Annotated in this window: 10 protein-coding genes and 1 pseudogene; 8 read left to right on the top strand and 3 right to left on the bottom strand. The window is 73.5% G+C overall.

All coding sequences use genetic code 11. The annotated features are described in order from the left end of the window. Positions 1-298 precede the first annotated feature (298 nt). Positions 299-2,065 carry a dolichyl-phosphate-mannose--protein mannosyltransferase gene (locus tag H7H31_RS12110; protein WP_187061118.1) on the bottom strand — a complete coding sequence of 589 codons (1,767 nt, stop codon included), beginning with the start codon at positions 2,063-2,065 and terminating at the stop codon, positions 299-301. A 157-nt stretch (positions 2,066-2,222) separates the two neighbouring features. Between H7H31_RS12110 and rsmI the strand changes: the two genes are divergently transcribed. The 8 genes and pseudogenes from rsmI to H7H31_RS12070 all read left to right on the top strand — a co-directional run. Then, a complete protein-coding gene (rsmI, locus tag H7H31_RS12105) occupies positions 2,223-3,071 on the top strand; it encodes a 16S rRNA (cytidine(1402)-2'-O)-methyltransferase (RefSeq protein WP_187061121.1) in 849 nt (282 codons plus the stop codon). 688 nt (positions 3,072-3,759) lie between these two features. Then, positions 3,760-4,221, top strand: a complete 462-nt coding sequence (locus tag H7H31_RS12100; RefSeq protein ID WP_187061117.1) for a hypothetical protein — start codon at positions 3,760-3,762, stop codon at positions 4,219-4,221. Between the two features lie 120 nt (positions 4,222-4,341). Further along, the gene (locus H7H31_RS12095) at positions 4,342-5,298 is read left to right on the top strand and encodes a TatD family hydrolase (RefSeq protein ID WP_187061116.1); all 957 of its coding nucleotides are present in this window, start codon (positions 4,342-4,344) and stop codon (positions 5,296-5,298) included. A 326-nt stretch (positions 5,299-5,624) separates the two neighbouring features. Beyond that, a complete protein-coding gene (gene rsmA, locus H7H31_RS12090; RefSeq protein ID WP_176166358.1) occupies positions 5,625-6,467 on the top strand; it encodes a 16S rRNA (adenine(1518)-N(6)/adenine(1519)-N(6))-dimethyltransferase RsmA in 843 nt (280 codons plus the stop codon). Positions 6,468-6,858: 391 nt separating this feature from the next. After that, a complete protein-coding gene (locus H7H31_RS12085) occupies positions 6,859-7,827 on the top strand; it encodes a 4-(cytidine 5'-diphospho)-2-C-methyl-D-erythritol kinase (RefSeq protein WP_187059713.1) in 969 nt (322 codons plus the stop codon). Positions 7,828-8,150: 323 nt separating this feature from the next. Then, positions 8,151-9,983, top strand: a complete 1,833-nt coding sequence (locus H7H31_RS12080; protein ID WP_187063507.1) for an ABC-F family ATP-binding cassette domain-containing protein — start codon at positions 8,151-8,153, stop codon at positions 9,981-9,983. Between the two features lie 341 nt (positions 9,984-10,324). After that, the gene (locus H7H31_RS12075) at positions 10,325-12,325 is read left to right on the top strand and encodes a hypothetical protein (RefSeq protein ID WP_187063506.1); all 2,001 of its coding nucleotides are present in this window, start codon (positions 10,325-10,327) and stop codon (positions 12,323-12,325) included. 304 nt (positions 12,326-12,629) lie between these two features. After that, positions 12,630-13,295: pseudogene (locus H7H31_RS12070) on the top strand (response regulator transcription factor); the annotation flags it as partial. 382 nt (positions 13,296-13,677) lie between these two features. Here the strand turns inward: H7H31_RS12070 and H7H31_RS12065 are convergent. Both H7H31_RS12065 and H7H31_RS12060 read right to left on the bottom strand, forming a co-directional pair. After that, positions 13,678-14,010, bottom strand: a complete 333-nt coding sequence (locus H7H31_RS12065; protein WP_187063505.1) for a hypothetical protein — start codon at positions 14,008-14,010, stop codon at positions 13,678-13,680. 55 nt (positions 14,011-14,065) lie between these two features. Next, positions 14,066-15,754 (bottom strand): sodium:solute symporter family protein, encoded by a 1,689-nt coding sequence (locus H7H31_RS12060; RefSeq protein WP_187063504.1) that lies wholly within the window; start codon positions 15,752-15,754, stop codon positions 14,066-14,068. Positions 15,755-15,774: the final 20 nt, after the last annotated feature.

Below are 15,774 nucleotides of genomic sequence, written 5' to 3'. Positions count from 1 at the left end.
CATCCCCGCACGCGCGGGGACCAGACCGTGCGCGCCGACTACCTGGATGGAACCGGGGGGCCACCCCCGCACGCGCGGGGACCAGAGGACCAGGCGTTGCCCGCGCACGCGCAGCCCGGGACCACCCCCGCACGCGCGGGGACCAGAGCAATTGACCTGCGGGTTTATCCGGCGACAGCCCGGTTTCCTGCAACTTTCGCCGATCGCGACCTATCGGCCAATCCCAGAAAAGCCGGCATAGTCCTCCCATCGCCCCCGCGCCCGCCCAGCGCCAGCGGCCCCCACCAGCGGCGCCCGCCTAGATCCACGTGTCCAGCCACATCCGATCCCGCCACGCCTCCAGCGGAATCACCTGCCCGGTGTAGATCGGGAAGAAGTAAATGAAGTTCCACACGATCAGCAGGACCAGCGCGCCCGCGCCGACCGCGCCGACGGTGCGGCGGCGTTCGGTGGCGGCGTGGGGGCCGATGATGGCGCCGAGCATCATGGCGACCGCGAGGCACAGGAACGGGATGAAGACGACCGCGTAGAAGGAGAAGATCGTGCGGTCCTGGTAGGCGAACCAGGGCAGCAGGCCGGCCGCCGTGGCGCCCAGGATGGCGCCCGCGCGCCAGTCGCGGCGCAGGGCCCAGCGGTAGAGGAGGTAGAGGAGCGCGAAGCAGGCCGCCCACCACAGCAGTGGTGTGCCGAGTGCGAGGACCTCGCGGGCGCACTTCTCGGAGGTGTCGGACGGGCAGCCGGCGGTGCCGGGCTCCGGCGACTCGTAGAAGTAGGACACGGGGCGCGACTGGATCAGCCAGGTCCAAGGGTTGGACTGGTACGTGTGGGGCGAGTCGAGGCCCACGTGGAAGTCGTAGACCTCCTTCTCGTAGTGCCACAGGCTGCGCAGCGGGTTGAGCAGCCAGGCGAAGGCGCCGTCCGACGAGTGGCCGCCGTCGGTCTCGGCCCAGTGCCGGAAATAGCCGCTGTGCCGCCAGCCCAACTCCTCGCTGTGGCTGCCGCTGTTGGCGAACCAGCCGGCCCACGAGGCGACGTAGGTGGCGATCGCGACCGGCACCGTGGCCAGGAACGCCCACGGCACGTCGCGGCGCAGGGCCGTGCGGTAGGGGTGCCAGGCGCCCGCGGTGCGCCGGGCTCCCGCGTCCCAGACGACCGTCATCAGGCCGAAGGCGGCCAGCACGTACAGCCCGTTCCACTTGGTGCCGCAGGCGAGGCCCAGGCTCACGCCCGCCAGAACGCGCCAGGGCCGCCAGCCGAGGCCGAGCCGTTCGGCGACCGTGGCGTCCGGCCTGGCCAGGCCGTCGGCGCCGACGGGCAGCGCCGCCGCGAGCCGGGCCCGGGCCTGGTCCCGGTCGACCAGCAGGGCGCCGAACGCCGCCAGGATGAAGAACATCAGCACCAGGTCGAGCAGCGCGGTGCGGCTCATCACGAAGTGCAGCCCGTCGACCGCGAGCAGGCCGCCGGCCAGGCAGCCGAGGGCCGTGGAGCGGAACAGCCGCCGCCCGATGCGGCACAGCATGAGCACCGACAGGGTGCCGAGCAGCGCCACCATGAAGCGCCAGCCGAACGGGTTCAGGCCGAAGAACTGTTCGCCCAGCGCGATGACCCACTTGCCGACCGGCGGGTGGACGACGTACGACGGGGCGTCGCTGAGCGGGATGCGCTGCGGGTCGGCGACGATCTGGTCGTTGGCGTTCTTGCTCCAGGTCCCCTCGTAGCCGTACTGGAGCAGCGACCAGGCGTCCTTGGCGTAGTACGTCTCGTCGAATATGACCTCGTTCGGGCTGCCGAGGCGCCAGAACCTGAGCAGTCCGGCGAACAGCGCGACCAGCAGCGGACCGATCCAGCCCAACCAGTGAGCCAGCCGGTGCGCCGGGACCGGGCCGATGCCGAGTGCCGTCCACAGCCGGGTGCCGGGCTCGGGGAAGGGCGGCACCAGCCGGTCACGGACGTCGGTCCGCGCCCGGCCCGCGTAACCGAATCGGCGCAGCCTGAGCTGCCAGGGCAGCGGCTGCTGTTCGGCGGCTTGGCCCCGCTGGGCGTGGGTCGCGGTGTCACTCGTCACCGCGCCATCGTAGGGAACGGCCTGTCGACAGTCGCGGGGGCGGCGCTGCGCGGTCGTGTCCGCCGGGGGGCGGAGCCCCGGGGATCGCGGCCCGGGCCGGTCAGCCCCGGGCGGCGCCGGGCCGCCCGGTTGGGAGGATGGGGCCGTGACTGGAACGGTGAGCGGAACACTCGTACTCGCAGGGACCCCGATCGGCGACCCGGCCGACGCGCCGCCGAGGCTGGCGGCGGAGCTGGTCGCGGCCGAGGTGATCGCGGCCGAGGACACCCGACGGCTGCGCCGGCTGACCCAGGCCCTGGACGTGCGGCCGACCGCGCGCGTCGTCTCCTACTTCGAGGGCAACGAGTCGGCCCGCACGCCGGACCTGGTGGCCGCGCTGGAGGGCGGCGCGCGGGTGTTGCTGGTCACCGACGCCGGCATGCCGTCGGTCTCCGACCCCGGCTACCGCCTCGTCGCCGCCGCCGTCGAGCGCGACATCACCGTCACGGCCGTGCCCGGCCCGTCCGCCGTGCTCACCGCGCTCGCCGTCTCCGGGCTGCCGGTGGACCGCTTCTGCTTCGAGGGGTTCCCGCCGCGCAAGGCCGGCGAGCGGCTCAGCCGGCTGCGCGAGGTCGCGGCCGAACGCCGCACGCTCGTGTACTTCGAGTCCCCGCACCGGGTGGCCGAGACGCTGTCGGCCATGGCCGAGGCGTTCGGCGCCGACCGGCGGGCGGCCGTGTGCCGGGAGCTGACCAAGACGTACGAGGAGGTCAAGCGGGGCTCGCTGGCGGAGCTGGCCGCGTGGGCCGCCGGCGACGTACGGGGCGAGATCACCCTCGTCGTCGAGGGCGCGCCCGAGCCCGGGCCGCAGGACCTGACCCCCGCCGAGCTGGCCCGCCGGGTCGCGGTCCGCGAGGAGGAGGCGGGGGAGCGGCGCAAGGAGGCCATCGCGGCGGTGGCGGCCGAGACCGGGCTGCCCAAGCGCGAGGTGTTCGACGCGGTGGTGGCGGCGAAGAACGCGGGTTAGCTGTTCTGTCCGGGCCGGGCGCTGGCCACGCGGGCCGGGACGCCGGCTGAGCGCCGGCGGTCGCCTGGCGGGGACGGCGCGCTCGCGGTGCGCCCCGGTGCGCGTGACCGGGGAGTCGTCGGCGAGGAATGCTCGGCATGCCCGAATGTAGGGCACCGGTAAATGCGTTGACCGCCCTTCCGTTTCTCTGCGGGCGAGTTCGGTTGCGTGACCGCTTATGGGAGAAGCTCCTCCGCATTTCTGGGAATCGCCCCGGTGAAGGCCGATGGGGAAATGACGTGACCGGGCGGGTCTGTCGGCGTGGCAATTGTGTGGGGCGTGACGCGTGGCCAGGAGGGGAATTGTCGTGGCCGTCGCGCGGCGGGCCGCGTGCGAGCGGGCGCGGGCCCGGAAGAGGGGACGCCGAAGGGGCTCGTATGAGCGCCGCCACTGCCAAGGCGAGCGCGTACGCTGCGAAAACGTGTTCACCTCCGCTTCGGGCGTCCCGGCCGGAACCCTGTGGAAGGTAAAGGGATCACCGCGAAAGGCAAAGGTTGGACCGCGCATTCGGCGCCTTTGGCACCGGCTATTCAAATGTGCCCCAAGGACTGGGAACCCCTACTGCGCGAGCACGCTCACGGGAGTCCACTGGACGCGGGGGGAAATCCCCGATCCCGGAAGGCTTGTCCCACGGACAAGAGGAGCTGCCATGAGCGAAACCACTGGAACCCCCGGCGGTAGCCATTCCATACCCGAGGCGCTGGCCCGCGCGCAGGCCACGCCGTCCGACGCCGCGTCCGGCGCACCGGCCGCGCACGAGGCGTACGCGTTCGCCTGCATGCACTGCGGGCACGGTTGGGAGCAGGCGTACGACATCGAGCACCACGTGGACGCCCTCGGGCAGGCGTACGTGAGCTACCACGCCGGCGGCGAGCGGGTGCCCTCGCCGCTCACCCAGCCGACCTGCCTCAACTGCGGCGCGCACGTGCTGCGCATCATGCGGTCGGGCCAGGTCACCTCGGCCTCGCGAGCCATGCCGTACGGGCGGACGCCGGGCCAGCGCACCCCGGACGCGGGAACCACCGGCCCTCGGGCCACGGCTGCCGCGGCGAGTTCGGCCGGCGGCCACCACTGGCACCTCGCGGACCTCTGGCCGTTCCACCGCAAGTGAGCCCGCGCGGGCGCCGGCGGCGTGCCCCGCCCTGTCCCGTGTCTCCGTGCCCACGCGCCCCGCCCGCCCCCGACCATGCCGACCCGTCGGCCGCGTGGGGCGCTCCTTACAATCGCGACCATGGCGGAGACGGCACACACCAGCACCAACGGCGGCGTTCCCGCCGCCCCGGGCGGCGGCAAGCGGAGCGCTGACCGATCCAAGGACGCGCCCCCGCCGCTGCCGGAGCCGCTGCGGGTGGCGGTGGCCGACTCGCACACCCACCTGGACATGCAGCGGGGCACGGTGGACGAGGCGTTGGCCAAGGCCGCGTCGGTCGGCGTGACGACGGTCGTCCAGGTCGGCTGTGACCTGGCGGGTTCGCGCTGGGCGGCCGAGACGGCCGCCGCGCACGAGGCCGTGTGGGCCACCGTGGCCCTGCACCCGAACGAGGCCCCGCGCATCGTGCTCGGCGACCCCGAGGGCAACGAGACGGGTGGCGGCCGGCCGCGCCCGGCGCGCCCGGCCGGCGGTGATGCCGCGCTGGACGAGGCCCTGGCGGAGATCGACGCGCTGGCGGCGCTGCCGCAGGTGCGCGGCGTCGGCGAGACGGGGCTCGACTACTTCCGCACCGGCCCGGAGGGCATGGCCGCGCAGGAACTGTCCTTCCGCCGCCACATCGACATCGCCAAGCGGCACGGCAAGGCGCTCGTCATCCACGACCGCGAGGCCCACGACGACGTACTGCGGGTGCTGGACGAGGAGGGCGCGCCCGAGACGGTCGTCTTCCACTGCTACTCGGGCGACGCCGCGATGGCGAAGGTCTGCGCGGAGCACGGCTACTACCTGTCCTTCGCCGGGAACGTCACCTTCAAGAACGCCCAGCCGCTGCGCGACGCGCTCGCCGTCGCCCCGCTCGACCGGGTCCTGGTCGAGACGGACGCCCCGTTCCTGACCCCGATGCCCTACCGAGGCCGCCCCAACGCCCCGTACCTGATCCCGCTGACCCTGCGAGCCATGGCCGACGTGCGCGGCATCGGCGAGGACGAGTTGGCGACGGCCGTGGCCGCGAACACGGCGCGCGCCTTCGGCTACTGAGACGTTGCTGAGAGCGGACTGCTGAGAGCGGATCGCTGAGAGCGGGTTACCGAGAGCGGCCGGGCCGGGGCCGGAAGGACGTCGCCCCGCAGGGGCCCGGTGGGCCGGGTGGGCGCGCGGAAGCGGGCGCGCGAGGGGCGCCGGGGGCGGGCGGGCGCGGTGGGGGCTGGTGGCGTGGGCCGTAAACTCAAGCGGTGAGCTCCACCCCTAACGCCGATGACCGCGCCGGCGACCCCGCCCCCTCCGGACCCGCCGCCTCCGGCTCCCCAGCCAGCCCCGGCCCGGCCGCCCCGCCCCCCGGGCCCGCCGCCGAGCCGTCGGCCGCGCTGCTCGGGCCCGCCGACGTCCGCGAACTGGCCGCGGCGCTCGGGGTGCGCCCTACCAAGCAGCGCGGCCAGAACTTCGTGATCGACGCCAACACGGTGCGCCGCATCATCCGCACCGCCGAGGTGCGGCCGGACGACACGGTCGTCGAGGTCGGCCCCGGGCTCGGCTCGCTCACCCTCGCGCTGCTCGAAGCGGCCGAGTGGGTCACGGCGGTGGAGATCGACGACGTGCTTGCCGCGGCGCTGCCCAGCACCGTGGCCGCCCGGCTGCCCGAGCGGGCCGAGCACTTCGCGCTCGTGCACTCCGACGCCATGCGCGTCACCGAACTGCCCGGGCCGCCCCCCACCGCCCTGGTCGCCAACCTGCCGTACAACGTCGCCGTGCCCGTCCTGCTGCACATGCTCGCGACCTTCCCCAGCATCGAGCGCACGCTGGTCATGGTCCAGGCCGAGGTGGCCGACCGGCTCGCCGCGCCGCCCGGCTCCAAGGTGTACGGGGTGCCGTCGGTGAAGGCCGCCTGGTACGCGGAGGTCAGGCGGGCCGGCGCGATCGGCCGCAACGTCTTCTGGCCCGCCCCGAACGTGGACTCCGGCCTCGTCTCGCTGGTCCGCCGTGCCGCGCCGCCGCAGACCAGCGCCACGCGGGCGGAGGTCTTCGCGGTCGTGGACGCCGCGTTCGCGCAGCGCCGCAAGACGCTGCGGGCCGCGCTCGCGGGGTGGGCCGGCTCGGCCGCCGCCGCCGAGGCGGCGCTCGTGGCCGCCGGGGTGTCGCCGCAGGCGCGCGGCGAGGCGCTGACGGTGGAGGAGTTCGCGGCGATCGCGGAGCACGGCCCCGGCAAGTGAGGCCGGGCCGCTGATCCTGACCGCCCTGGCCTCGGCCCCCGGCCCCGCGTGGCCTCGCCTGGCCCTGGCCTCGGCTCCGCCTGGCCTCGGCTCCGCCTGGCCCCGGCCCCGACCCTGCCTGCCTCTGGTCCCGCCGTGCCGCTGATCCTGCCCTGACCTCGACCCCGGCCCTACCCCGCCCGGGCGCCGGCCGCCGCCGGGCCGGCGCGGGAGTCCGCTGGCGGACGCGCCCCGCGTGCGCCGTGGCTCGCGCGGGCCGGTCGCGGGAGCCGGGCGCGCGACAGGTGAGACGCCGGCCAGCGGCCCGACACCCGGAGTCCGTAGGGTGCGATCACCACCAACCGTCGCCGCCCGCACCGTGGCGGCCCCGGAACCGAGGAGCCAAGAGCCCGTGATCGACTCCATCGCCGTTCGCGTACCGGCCAAGGTCAACGCCCAGCTCGCGGTGGGTGGCCGCAGGCCGGACGGATTCCACGACCTGGCCAACGTCTTCCTCGCCGTCGGCCTGTACGACGAGATCACGGTCACCCCGGCCGACGAGCTGCGGATCACGGTCGAGGGTCCGGACGCCGACCAGGTGCCCCGCGACCGTACGAACCTCGCCGCCCGCGCCGCCGAACTGCTCGCCGCCCGCCACGGGATCGAGCCCCGGGTGCACCTCCACATCGCCAAGGACATCCCGGTCGCCGGCGGCATGGCCGGCGGCAGCGCGGACGGCGCCGGCGCGCTGCTGGCCTGCGACGCGCTGTGGAACACCGGCGCGACGCGCGAGGAACTCCTCGACATCTGCGCCGAGTTGGGCAGCGACGTGCCGTTCAGCCTGGTGGGCGGGGCCGCGCTGGGCCGGGGCCGAGGTGAACTGCTCACCCCGCTCACCGTCGGCGGCACCTTCCACTGGGTCTTCGCCGTGGCGGACGGCGGGCTCTCGACGCCGGCCGTCTACGGCGAGTGCGACCGGCTGCGCGCCGAGCGCGGCGCCGGCGACACCATCGACGACGTGCCGGCGCCCGAGCCGTCGGCCGCCCTCCTCGACGCGCTGCGCGCCGGCGACGCCACCGCGCTCGCCGCCGCCCTGACCGCGGGCCCGGACGGTTCCAGCAACGACCTCCAGGCCGCGGCGGTCTCGCTGCGCCCCTCCCTCGCCGACACCCTGCGGGCCGGCACCGAGGCGGGCGCGCTCGCCTCGCTGGTCTCCGGCTCCGGCCCGACCTGCGCCTTCCTGGCCAAGGACGCGGCGGGCGCGGAGCAGGTGGCCACGGCGCTCGCCGCCTCCGGGACGTGCCGCACGGCCCGGGTGGCCGCGAGCCCGGCCGCCGGCGCCACGGTCGTCCGCGAGGACCGCCGGGCCCCGAGCGCCTGACCGCCCGCCCACCTCCCCGTACGCCCACCTCCCCGTACGCCCCTGGCCGTACGACCGCCCGATCCGTACGCCCCTGCTCGTACGACCAGCCGACCAGCCGACCAGCCGACCAGCCGACCAGCCGGCCAACCGGCCAACCAACCGGCCGGCCGACCGCGCGCCGGCCGACCGACCGAACCCCTGGGCCAGGGCCCGCGCGCCCGCCCGGTCGCGCCCCCACGCGCCGGCGCGTGGGGGCTCCGCACCCCGCGTGACGGCGCGATCCGGGGCCCGGCCCGTGGCGACTACGCTGGAGCTCGAACGCCCCCCGTCCCAGGAGTGAGATGGCAACGAACCTCGTCAATCTGGAAACCGTGAGCAAGGTGTACGGCACCCGTGCCCTGCTCGACGGGATCTCCCTCGGCGTCAATGAGGGCGACCGGATCGGCGTCGTCGGCCGCAACGGTGACGGCAAGACCACCCTCATCCGGATGCTCGCCAAGCTGGAGGAGGCCGACCAGGGGCGCGTCACGCACTCCGGTGGGCTGCGGCTCGGCGTGCTGACCCAGCACGACTCGCTCGACCCGGCCGCCACCGTGCGGCACGAGGTGATCGGCGACCTCGCCGACCACGAGTGGGCGGGCAACGCCAAGATCCGCGACGTGCTGACCGGCCTGTTCGGCGGGCTCGACCTGCCCGGCTTCGGGCAGAGCCTGGACACCGTGATCGGCCCGCTCTCCGGTGGCGAGCGGCGCCGCATCGCGCTCGCCAAGCTGCTCATCGGCGAACCCGAGCTGATCGTCCTGGACGAGCCGACCAACCACCTCGACGTGGAGGGCATCTCCTGGCTCGCCAGCCACCTGCGGGCCCGCCGCTCGGCGCTGGTGGTCGTCACCCACGACCGCTGGTTCCTCGACCAGGTCTGCACCCGCATGTGGGACGTGCAGCGCGGCCAGGTGCACGAGTACGAGGGCGGCTACAGCGACTACGTCTTCGCGCGCGCCGAGCGCGAGCGCATCGCGGCCACCGAGGAGGCCAAGCGGCAGAACCTGATGCGCAAGGAGCTGGCCTGGCTGCGGCGCGGCGCCCCGGCCCGTACCAGCAAGCCGCGCTTCCGCATCGAGGCCGCCAACGCGCTGATCGCCGACGTGCCGCCGCCCCGGGACAGCGCCGAGCTGATGAAGTTCGCCAATTCCCGGCTCGGCAAGACCGTCTTCGACCTGGAGGACGTGACGATCCAGGCCGGGCCGAAGACCCTGCTCAAGCACCTGACCTGGCAGCTCGGGCCCGGCGACCGGATCGGCCTGGTCGGCGTCAACGGCGCGGGCAAGACCTCGCTGCTGCGCGCGCTGGACCGGGCCGCCCGCACCGAGGGCGAGGAGCAGCCGGCGGCGGGCCGGATCACGGTCGGCAGGACCGTACGGCTGGCCTACCTGTCGCAGGAGGTCGCCGAACTCGACCCCACCTGGCGCGTCCTACAGGCCGTCGAACAGGTGCGGCAACGCGTTGACCTGGGCAAGGGCCGCGAGATGACCGCCTCGCAACTGTGCGAGCACTTCGGCTTCGCCAAGGAGAAGCAGTGGACGCCCGTCGGCGACCTGTCCGGCGGTGAGCGGCGCCGGCTGCAGATCCTGCGGCTGCTGATGGACGAGCCCAACGTGCTCTTCCTGGACGAGCCGACCAACGACCTCGACATCGAGACGCTGACCCAGCTTGAGGACCTGTTGGACGGCTGGCCCGGCTCCCTCGTGGTGATCAGTCACGACCGGTACTTCATCGAGCGCACCACCGACCGCGTCCTCGCGCTGCTCGGCGACGCCACGCTGCGGATGCTGCCGCGCGGCGTCGACGAGTACCTGGAGCGGCGCCAGCGCACGCGGGCGGCGGCCTCCGCCGCGCCGGCCGCCCCCGCGAGCCCGGCCGCCGGCGCCGCCGGTGACAAGGACCGGCCACGGGAGAAGTCGGCGGGCGAGCAGCGCGCCGCGCAGAAGGAGTTGCAGCGCATCGAGCGCCGCCTCGACAAGATCAGCGAGCAGGAGACCACGCTGCACGCCCAGATCGCCGAGCACGCCACCGACTTCGAGCGCGTCGCCGAACTCGACGGCAAGCTACGGGAGCTGTCGGGCGAACGGGACGAACTGGAATCGCGCTGGCTGGAACTGGCCGACGACGCGTGACCGTTCGCGCCCCCGGCTCCGCCGCCTGACGCGCCTCCGCGACCCGGCCCGGCACCCGCCACACGGGTGCCGGGCCGGGGCGTGCCCGGGCCGCCCGCGGCAGGTCGGCACCGGGATGGCCGGCCCGGGCGGTGCAACGGTCTCGTCACGGGCCGGTATCAGCTCCTGGGCCGGCCGGCCACCGGCACCTGTCATGCGATGACCGGGTGATACAAAGAACACCCGCTCGCCTGCCATCGCCAGGCCGCATTCATGTCCGATTCGCTCCGTCTCCGATGGATTTCAGCCACGGTGACAGCGGGGGAGGCCGGTCGGCCATGGCCCCACGAGAAGGAATGCCGATGTCACAGCCGCCCCAACAGCCGCCGCAGGGCGGCTACGGCGCACCGCGGGACCCGCACGACGGGTCCACCCCGGGTTACGGCGACGCCCCCGGGAGCCACGCGCAACAGCCCGCCGCACCCGGCTACGGCTACCCGCAGCAGCCGACCCAGGTGGCCAACTACGGCTACCCGCAGACGCCGCCCGGCCAGCAGCCGCAGCCGCCGCAGACCCCGCCGCCGGCCCAGGCGCCGCAGACGCCGCCGCCCCCCGGGCCGCCCGGCACCCCGCCGCAGTTCGCCAAGGCCCCGCAGACCCCGCCGCCTCCCGGCGCCCCGGCCCAGGCGCCGCAGACCCCACCGGTCGGCGCCGGAGGCTACGGCTACCCGCAGGCCCCCACCCAGGTCGGCGGGTACGCCTACCCGCAGGCGCCGACGCAGGCCGGCGGCTACGGCTACCCCGCGCAGCCGGGCGCGCCGTACGGCGCCGGACAACAGGGTCCGTACGGGCAGGGCCCCTACGGGCAGACCCAGCCGGGCGGATACCCCGGCGCGCCGCTGCCCCAGGGTGCCCCGGGCGGTGACAACCGGCCGGGCAAGCAGCGCATGGCGATCATCGTCAGCGCCGTGGTGGCGATCGCGCTGATCGTCGGCGGCGGCGTGTGGTTCGCCACCAAGGGCGGCGACGACGGCGACAGCGAGGCGAAGAAGAAGGACCCCGGCACCAGCCAGGGCACGACCGGCGGCGAGGAGGGCGAGGGCGGCGTCAAGAAGCGGCCCAAGCCGAAGCTGGTCGGCGGCAACCTGGTCTCCAAGGTCCCGATGCCCCGGGTCAAGGAGCAGGCGAACTCGCCCGGCCTGTGGGCCACCGACAAGGTGTGGGCCAAGGGCCAGATCGACAAGATCGTCGGCTACCCGGTCAGCGGCGGCTCGTCCGCGCAGTACGAGATCCCGCTCGGCGGCGAACTGTGCTGGGGCAGCACCCAGATCACCAAGGAGGGCATGACCGCCGTCGTCTTCCAGGACGGCAAGCCCACCGCCGAGAACAAGTACCCCGACTGCAGCGAGGTCGGCCTCGTCGACCTGAACAACGGCAAGCTCGTGTGGCAGCGCAGCATCAAGGAGGCCGACGAGAAGCTGGAGTTCGACGAGGTCACCATCGGCGGCGGCACCGTCGCCGCGGGCGGCCTGGACGGCGGCGCCGCGTGGTCCATGAAGGGCGACAAGCTCTGGTCGCCGCAGGCCAACGAGGAGTGCTCGGACTACGGCTACGGCGGCGGCCCCAAGCTGGTGGCGGTGCGCGGCTGCGGCGAGTACGGCGAGGCCCGGATGTCGGTCCAGCTCATCAACCCGAAGGACGGGAACATCCTGTCCGAGTACAAGCTCACCGACGGCCTCGACGACGTGCACGTGGTCTCCACCGACCCGATGGTCATCGGCGTGGACGCCGGCGACTCGACGGGCGCCTCGGTCTCCGACTTCATGACCATCGACCCCTCGCAGCGCAAGGGCAAGCTGGTCAGCAAGATCGCGACCGGCAACGGCAAGTTCACGGCGGAGTGCCAGACCAACGAGGTCGAGTCCTGCACCAAGGTCGTCATCGCCAAGGACAAGCTGTTCATGGCCACCGAGGAGCGCAGCGGCTCCTCCGACACGCTGCCGCAGAACGAGGTCGTGGCGTACTCGCTGACCACCGGCAAGACCGTGGGCAAGACCGACGGCGTGCCCACCTCCAGCATCACGCCGATGCAGTTGGACGAGGACGGCTACCTCATCGCCTACCAGGACACCACGTACCGGGAGGGCGGCGCCGTCTGGCAGATCGACCCGAACACGTACGAGAAGGCCAAGCTGATGCAGAACGCGACGGCCACCGCGGAGACGGAGTCCAACTACAGCATGGGCCACGAGGTGTTCCTGTGGGCCAACAAGAAGCTGTACATGGGCGACATCTACGCCACCGAGCCGCGCGACTACCAGCGCGGTGAGGACCTCCTAGCGATGGTTTTCGGCCCCAACTGACCAGTGCGGCACTGCTGCACGGATGGTGGCCCCACCGGTACGTTCCGTACTGGTGGGGCCATTGTCGTGTCGAGAGGATCTCTTTGTGAGCGGAACTGAGCGCGATGGGACGGGTTTCGGCACACCGGCTGCTTCTTCCTGCTAAGGGGCGCGCAATGTCGAACAAGCGTGTAGCTTCCGGGGGCAAGAGATCGGGGGCCGGGTGCGGGCTGGGGGGCTCGCACCGTCGCGACGGCACGATCTCGATCGACACGGGGACCACGGACAACCGGGACGGTCGTCCCCGGGCGGATGGGGGGAGTTCATGGGCGTGCGAGTCATGGTGGTCGACGACCACCGACTGCTCGCCGAGGCGCTCGCCTCGGCGTTGAAGCTCCGCGGGCACCGGGTGCTCGCCGCTGCCGCGCCGAGCGCGGGGGCCGCGGACCTGGTGGTGAGCCGGGCACCCGAGGTGTGCCTGCTGGGCACCGGAACGCCCGCCGAGCCGGGCGTGTTCGAGCCGGTGGCGCGGATCAAGAAGGAGCGGCCCCAGGTCGCGGTCGTGGTGCTCGGTCCGGTGCCCAGCCCGCGCGGCATCGCCGCCGCCTTCGCGGCCGGCGCCTCCGGGTACGTGCGGCACGACGAGCGCATCGAGGGCGTCGAGCGCGCCATGATCAAGGCGCGCGCCGGGGACGCGGCGGTGGCGCCCGGCCTCCTGCAGGGCGCGTTCGCGGAGTTGCTGAACCCCGCGGCGCAACCCGACGACGAGGGCGCCCGGTTGCTGCAACTGCTTACGCCGCGCGAGGTGGAGGTGCTGGTCCGGGTCGCCGAGGGCGAGGACACCCGGCTGATCGCGGCGGGCATGGCCATCGCGCCGAGCACGGCCCGCACGCACGTGCAGCGCGTCCTGATGAAGCTGGGCGTCGGCTCCCGCCTGGAGGCGGCGGCGCTCGCGGCGCGCACCGGGCTGCTCGACCGGGCCACGGCCTCCCGGCGCGCCGCCGCCGCGCTGGACGCGCCGGCCGACGCGCCCACCGACGGCCCCGGCGCGGCTCCGCCGCACGTCACCGGCCCACCAGCCCCGGGCCGGCTCGGCCGCGGCGGCCAGACCCCGCCGAGCCGTGGCGCCGCCCAGGGACACCCGGGGCGGGTCAGTCCCGGATACGGCGAAGGAGGCCAGGTTCCGCCGGGCCGTGCGCCGAACGACCCCGGCTACCCCGGCCGCCCGGGCCGACCCGAACTCGGCCCACGCGGCGGCGGCGCGGGCCCGACCCCGGGGCCCGGCCGGGGCTGAGCGCGCGGGTCAGGGCCAGGCCCGGCCGGTCGGCGCTGCCGTGGCGCGGCCCGGCCGGGCCGGGCGTGCGCGGCCCGGATCAGGGGGTCGGCGTGTCCCGGTCCGGGTCCGGGCCCGGCGTGGTGTCCGCCGCCTGCGCCGGCTCGGCCGGGGGTGGCGGGGGCGTGGGGCGTAGGTAGAGCCAGCCGAGGAAGAACACGCCGAGGGCGAGCATGCCCAGGCCCGTCCACAGGTTGATGTTGATGTTCTCGGCCTTTTCCAGGTCCGCGTCGGACGCGGTGAGGCCGGCGATGGTGACCAGCACGCCGTAGACCACGAACAGGCCGCCGATGATGCGGCGTACGTCGAAGAGTCGGGCCGCGGTCGCTGACGTGCGCTCAAGCTCGTCGACCTCGTGCTGATAGTCGCTCATGAGGCTGCTTCCTTCGCGGGAGAGGGGCGCTCGGCGCCCGGGTGCGGGGCGGCGGTCACAGGGAGAAGGGGAGGTAGCACAGCGCGGCCAGGATGACCGCGCCCCAGCCGAGCAGCGCGGGCTTGCGGTACCACGCGTCGTCGCCCTCGGCGGGCGGCTCCGACATGCCGGGCGAGCGCGTTCCGTAGACCAGGCCGGCCAGTTGCTCCACCGGCTTCGGCCGGGTCACCAGCGTGACGGCGACCATCACCACCGCGCCGACGACGAAGGCGACGATCGCGGAGACGAAGTTGGCGCCCTGGTCGGAGGGGATGTCGATGACGTGCTGCTTGTACAGCCAGAAGTAGTTCAGCATCGCGGCGACCGTGCCCGACAGCAGCCCCCAGAACCCGGCCGGGCCCGTGGAGCGCTTCCAGAACATGCCGATGATGAACACGCAGAACAGCGGCACGTTGAAGAAGGAGAACAGGGTCTGGAGGTAGTTCATGATGTTGCTGAAGCTGGCGGCGATGAACGCCGTGCCCATGCCGAGCACGACGCCGATCGCGGTGATCCAGCGCCCGGTGGCCAGGTAGTACGCGTCCGGGCGGTCCTTCTTCACGTACGCGCCCCAGATGTCGTTGGTGAAGACCGTGTTGAAGGACGAGACGTTGGCGGCCATGCCCGCCATGAACGCCGCCAACAGGCCGGTCACCGCGATGCCGAGGACGCCGTTGGGCAGCAGGTCGCGCATGAGGACCGGGATGGCGTCGTTGTACTCGAGCCCGCTGCCCTCCTTGCCCAGCGTCGGCTCCATCACCAGGGCGATCAGGCCCGGGACGATCACCACCATCGGGATCAGGATCTTGGGGAAGGCCGCGATGAGCGGGGTGCGCTTGGCGGCGGAGAGGTTCTTGGCCGACAGGGCGCGCTGCACCTCGGCGAAGTTGGTCGTCCAGTAGCCGAAGCTGAGGACGAAGCCGAGGCCGAGGACGATGGTCAGCCAGTTGGCGCCCAGCGCGTTGGCCTCGCCGATGCCCGTGCCGTCCCAGGCGCTGAGGAAGTCCTCGCCGCCGGTGCCCTCCTTGCGGCCCTCGCCGGTCAGCGAGTCCGTCAGGCCGTCCCAGCCGCCGACCCGCTTGAGCCCGACGACGGTGAGCGGAATCAGCGCGGCGAGGATGACGAAGAACTGGAGTACCTCGTTGTAGATGGCTGAGGAGAGGCCGCCCAGGGTGATGTAGCCGAGCACGAAGAACCCGGCGACCACGATCGCCACCCACTGCGGCCAGCCGAGCAGGGCCTCCAGGACGATCGCCATGGCGTACAGGTTGACGCCGGCGATCAGCACCGAGGAGACGGCGAAGATGAGGGAGCTGAGCAGGTGTGAGGAGGGCCCGAAGCGGTGCAGCAGGAACTCCGGCACGGAGCGCACCTTCGACCCGTAGTAGAAGGGCATCATCACCAGGCCCAGGAAGACCATGGCCGGGATGGCGCCGATCCAGTACCAGTGCACGGTGTACGCGCCGTACTGCGCGCCGTTCGCCGCCATGCCCAGGATCTCCGTCGCGCCCAGGTTGGCCGCGACGAAGGCCAGGCCCGTCACCCAGGCGGGCAGCGACCTGCCCGACAGGAAGAAGTCGAGGCTCGTACGTACGCTGCGGCGCGCGGCGTAGCCGATGCCCAACACGACGACGAAGTAGATCGCCAGGATGGAGTAGTCGAGCCAGTTGATAGAGAGCCGGAGTTCCTCGGCTAGCTGCTGCATGGGCCTCTCGCTTCTTCGCG

The sequence above is a fragment of the Streptomyces buecherae genome (assembly GCF_014295035.1).
Classification (GTDB): domain Bacteria; phylum Actinomycetota; class Actinomycetes; order Streptomycetales; family Streptomycetaceae; genus Streptomyces; species Streptomyces youssoufiensis.
This window is presented reverse-complemented; position numbering and strand designations above follow the sequence as displayed.

Bases quoted from the DNA above. Each gene is read 5' to 3' on its own strand.
- H7H31_RS12075 (WP_187063506.1), top strand. From the start codon at position 10,325: ATGTCACAGCCGCCCCAACAGCCGCCGCAGGGCGGCTACGGCGCACCG.
- H7H31_RS12100 (WP_187061117.1), top strand. From the start codon at position 3,760: ATGAGCGAAACCACTGGAACCCCCGGCGGTAGCCATTCCATACCCGAG.
- H7H31_RS12080 (WP_187063507.1), top strand. From the start codon at position 8,151: ATGGCAACGAACCTCGTCAATCTGGAAACCGTGAGCAAGGTGTACGGC.
- H7H31_RS12065 (WP_187063505.1), bottom strand. From the start codon at position 14,010: ATGAGCGACTATCAGCACGAGGTCGACGAGCTTGAGCGCACGTCAGCG.
- H7H31_RS12095 (WP_187061116.1), top strand. From the start codon at position 4,342: ATGGCGGAGACGGCACACACCAGCACCAACGGCGGCGTTCCCGCCGCC.
- H7H31_RS12060 (WP_187063504.1), bottom strand. From the start codon at position 15,754: ATGCAGCAGCTAGCCGAGGAACTCCGGCTCTCTATCAACTGGCTCGAC.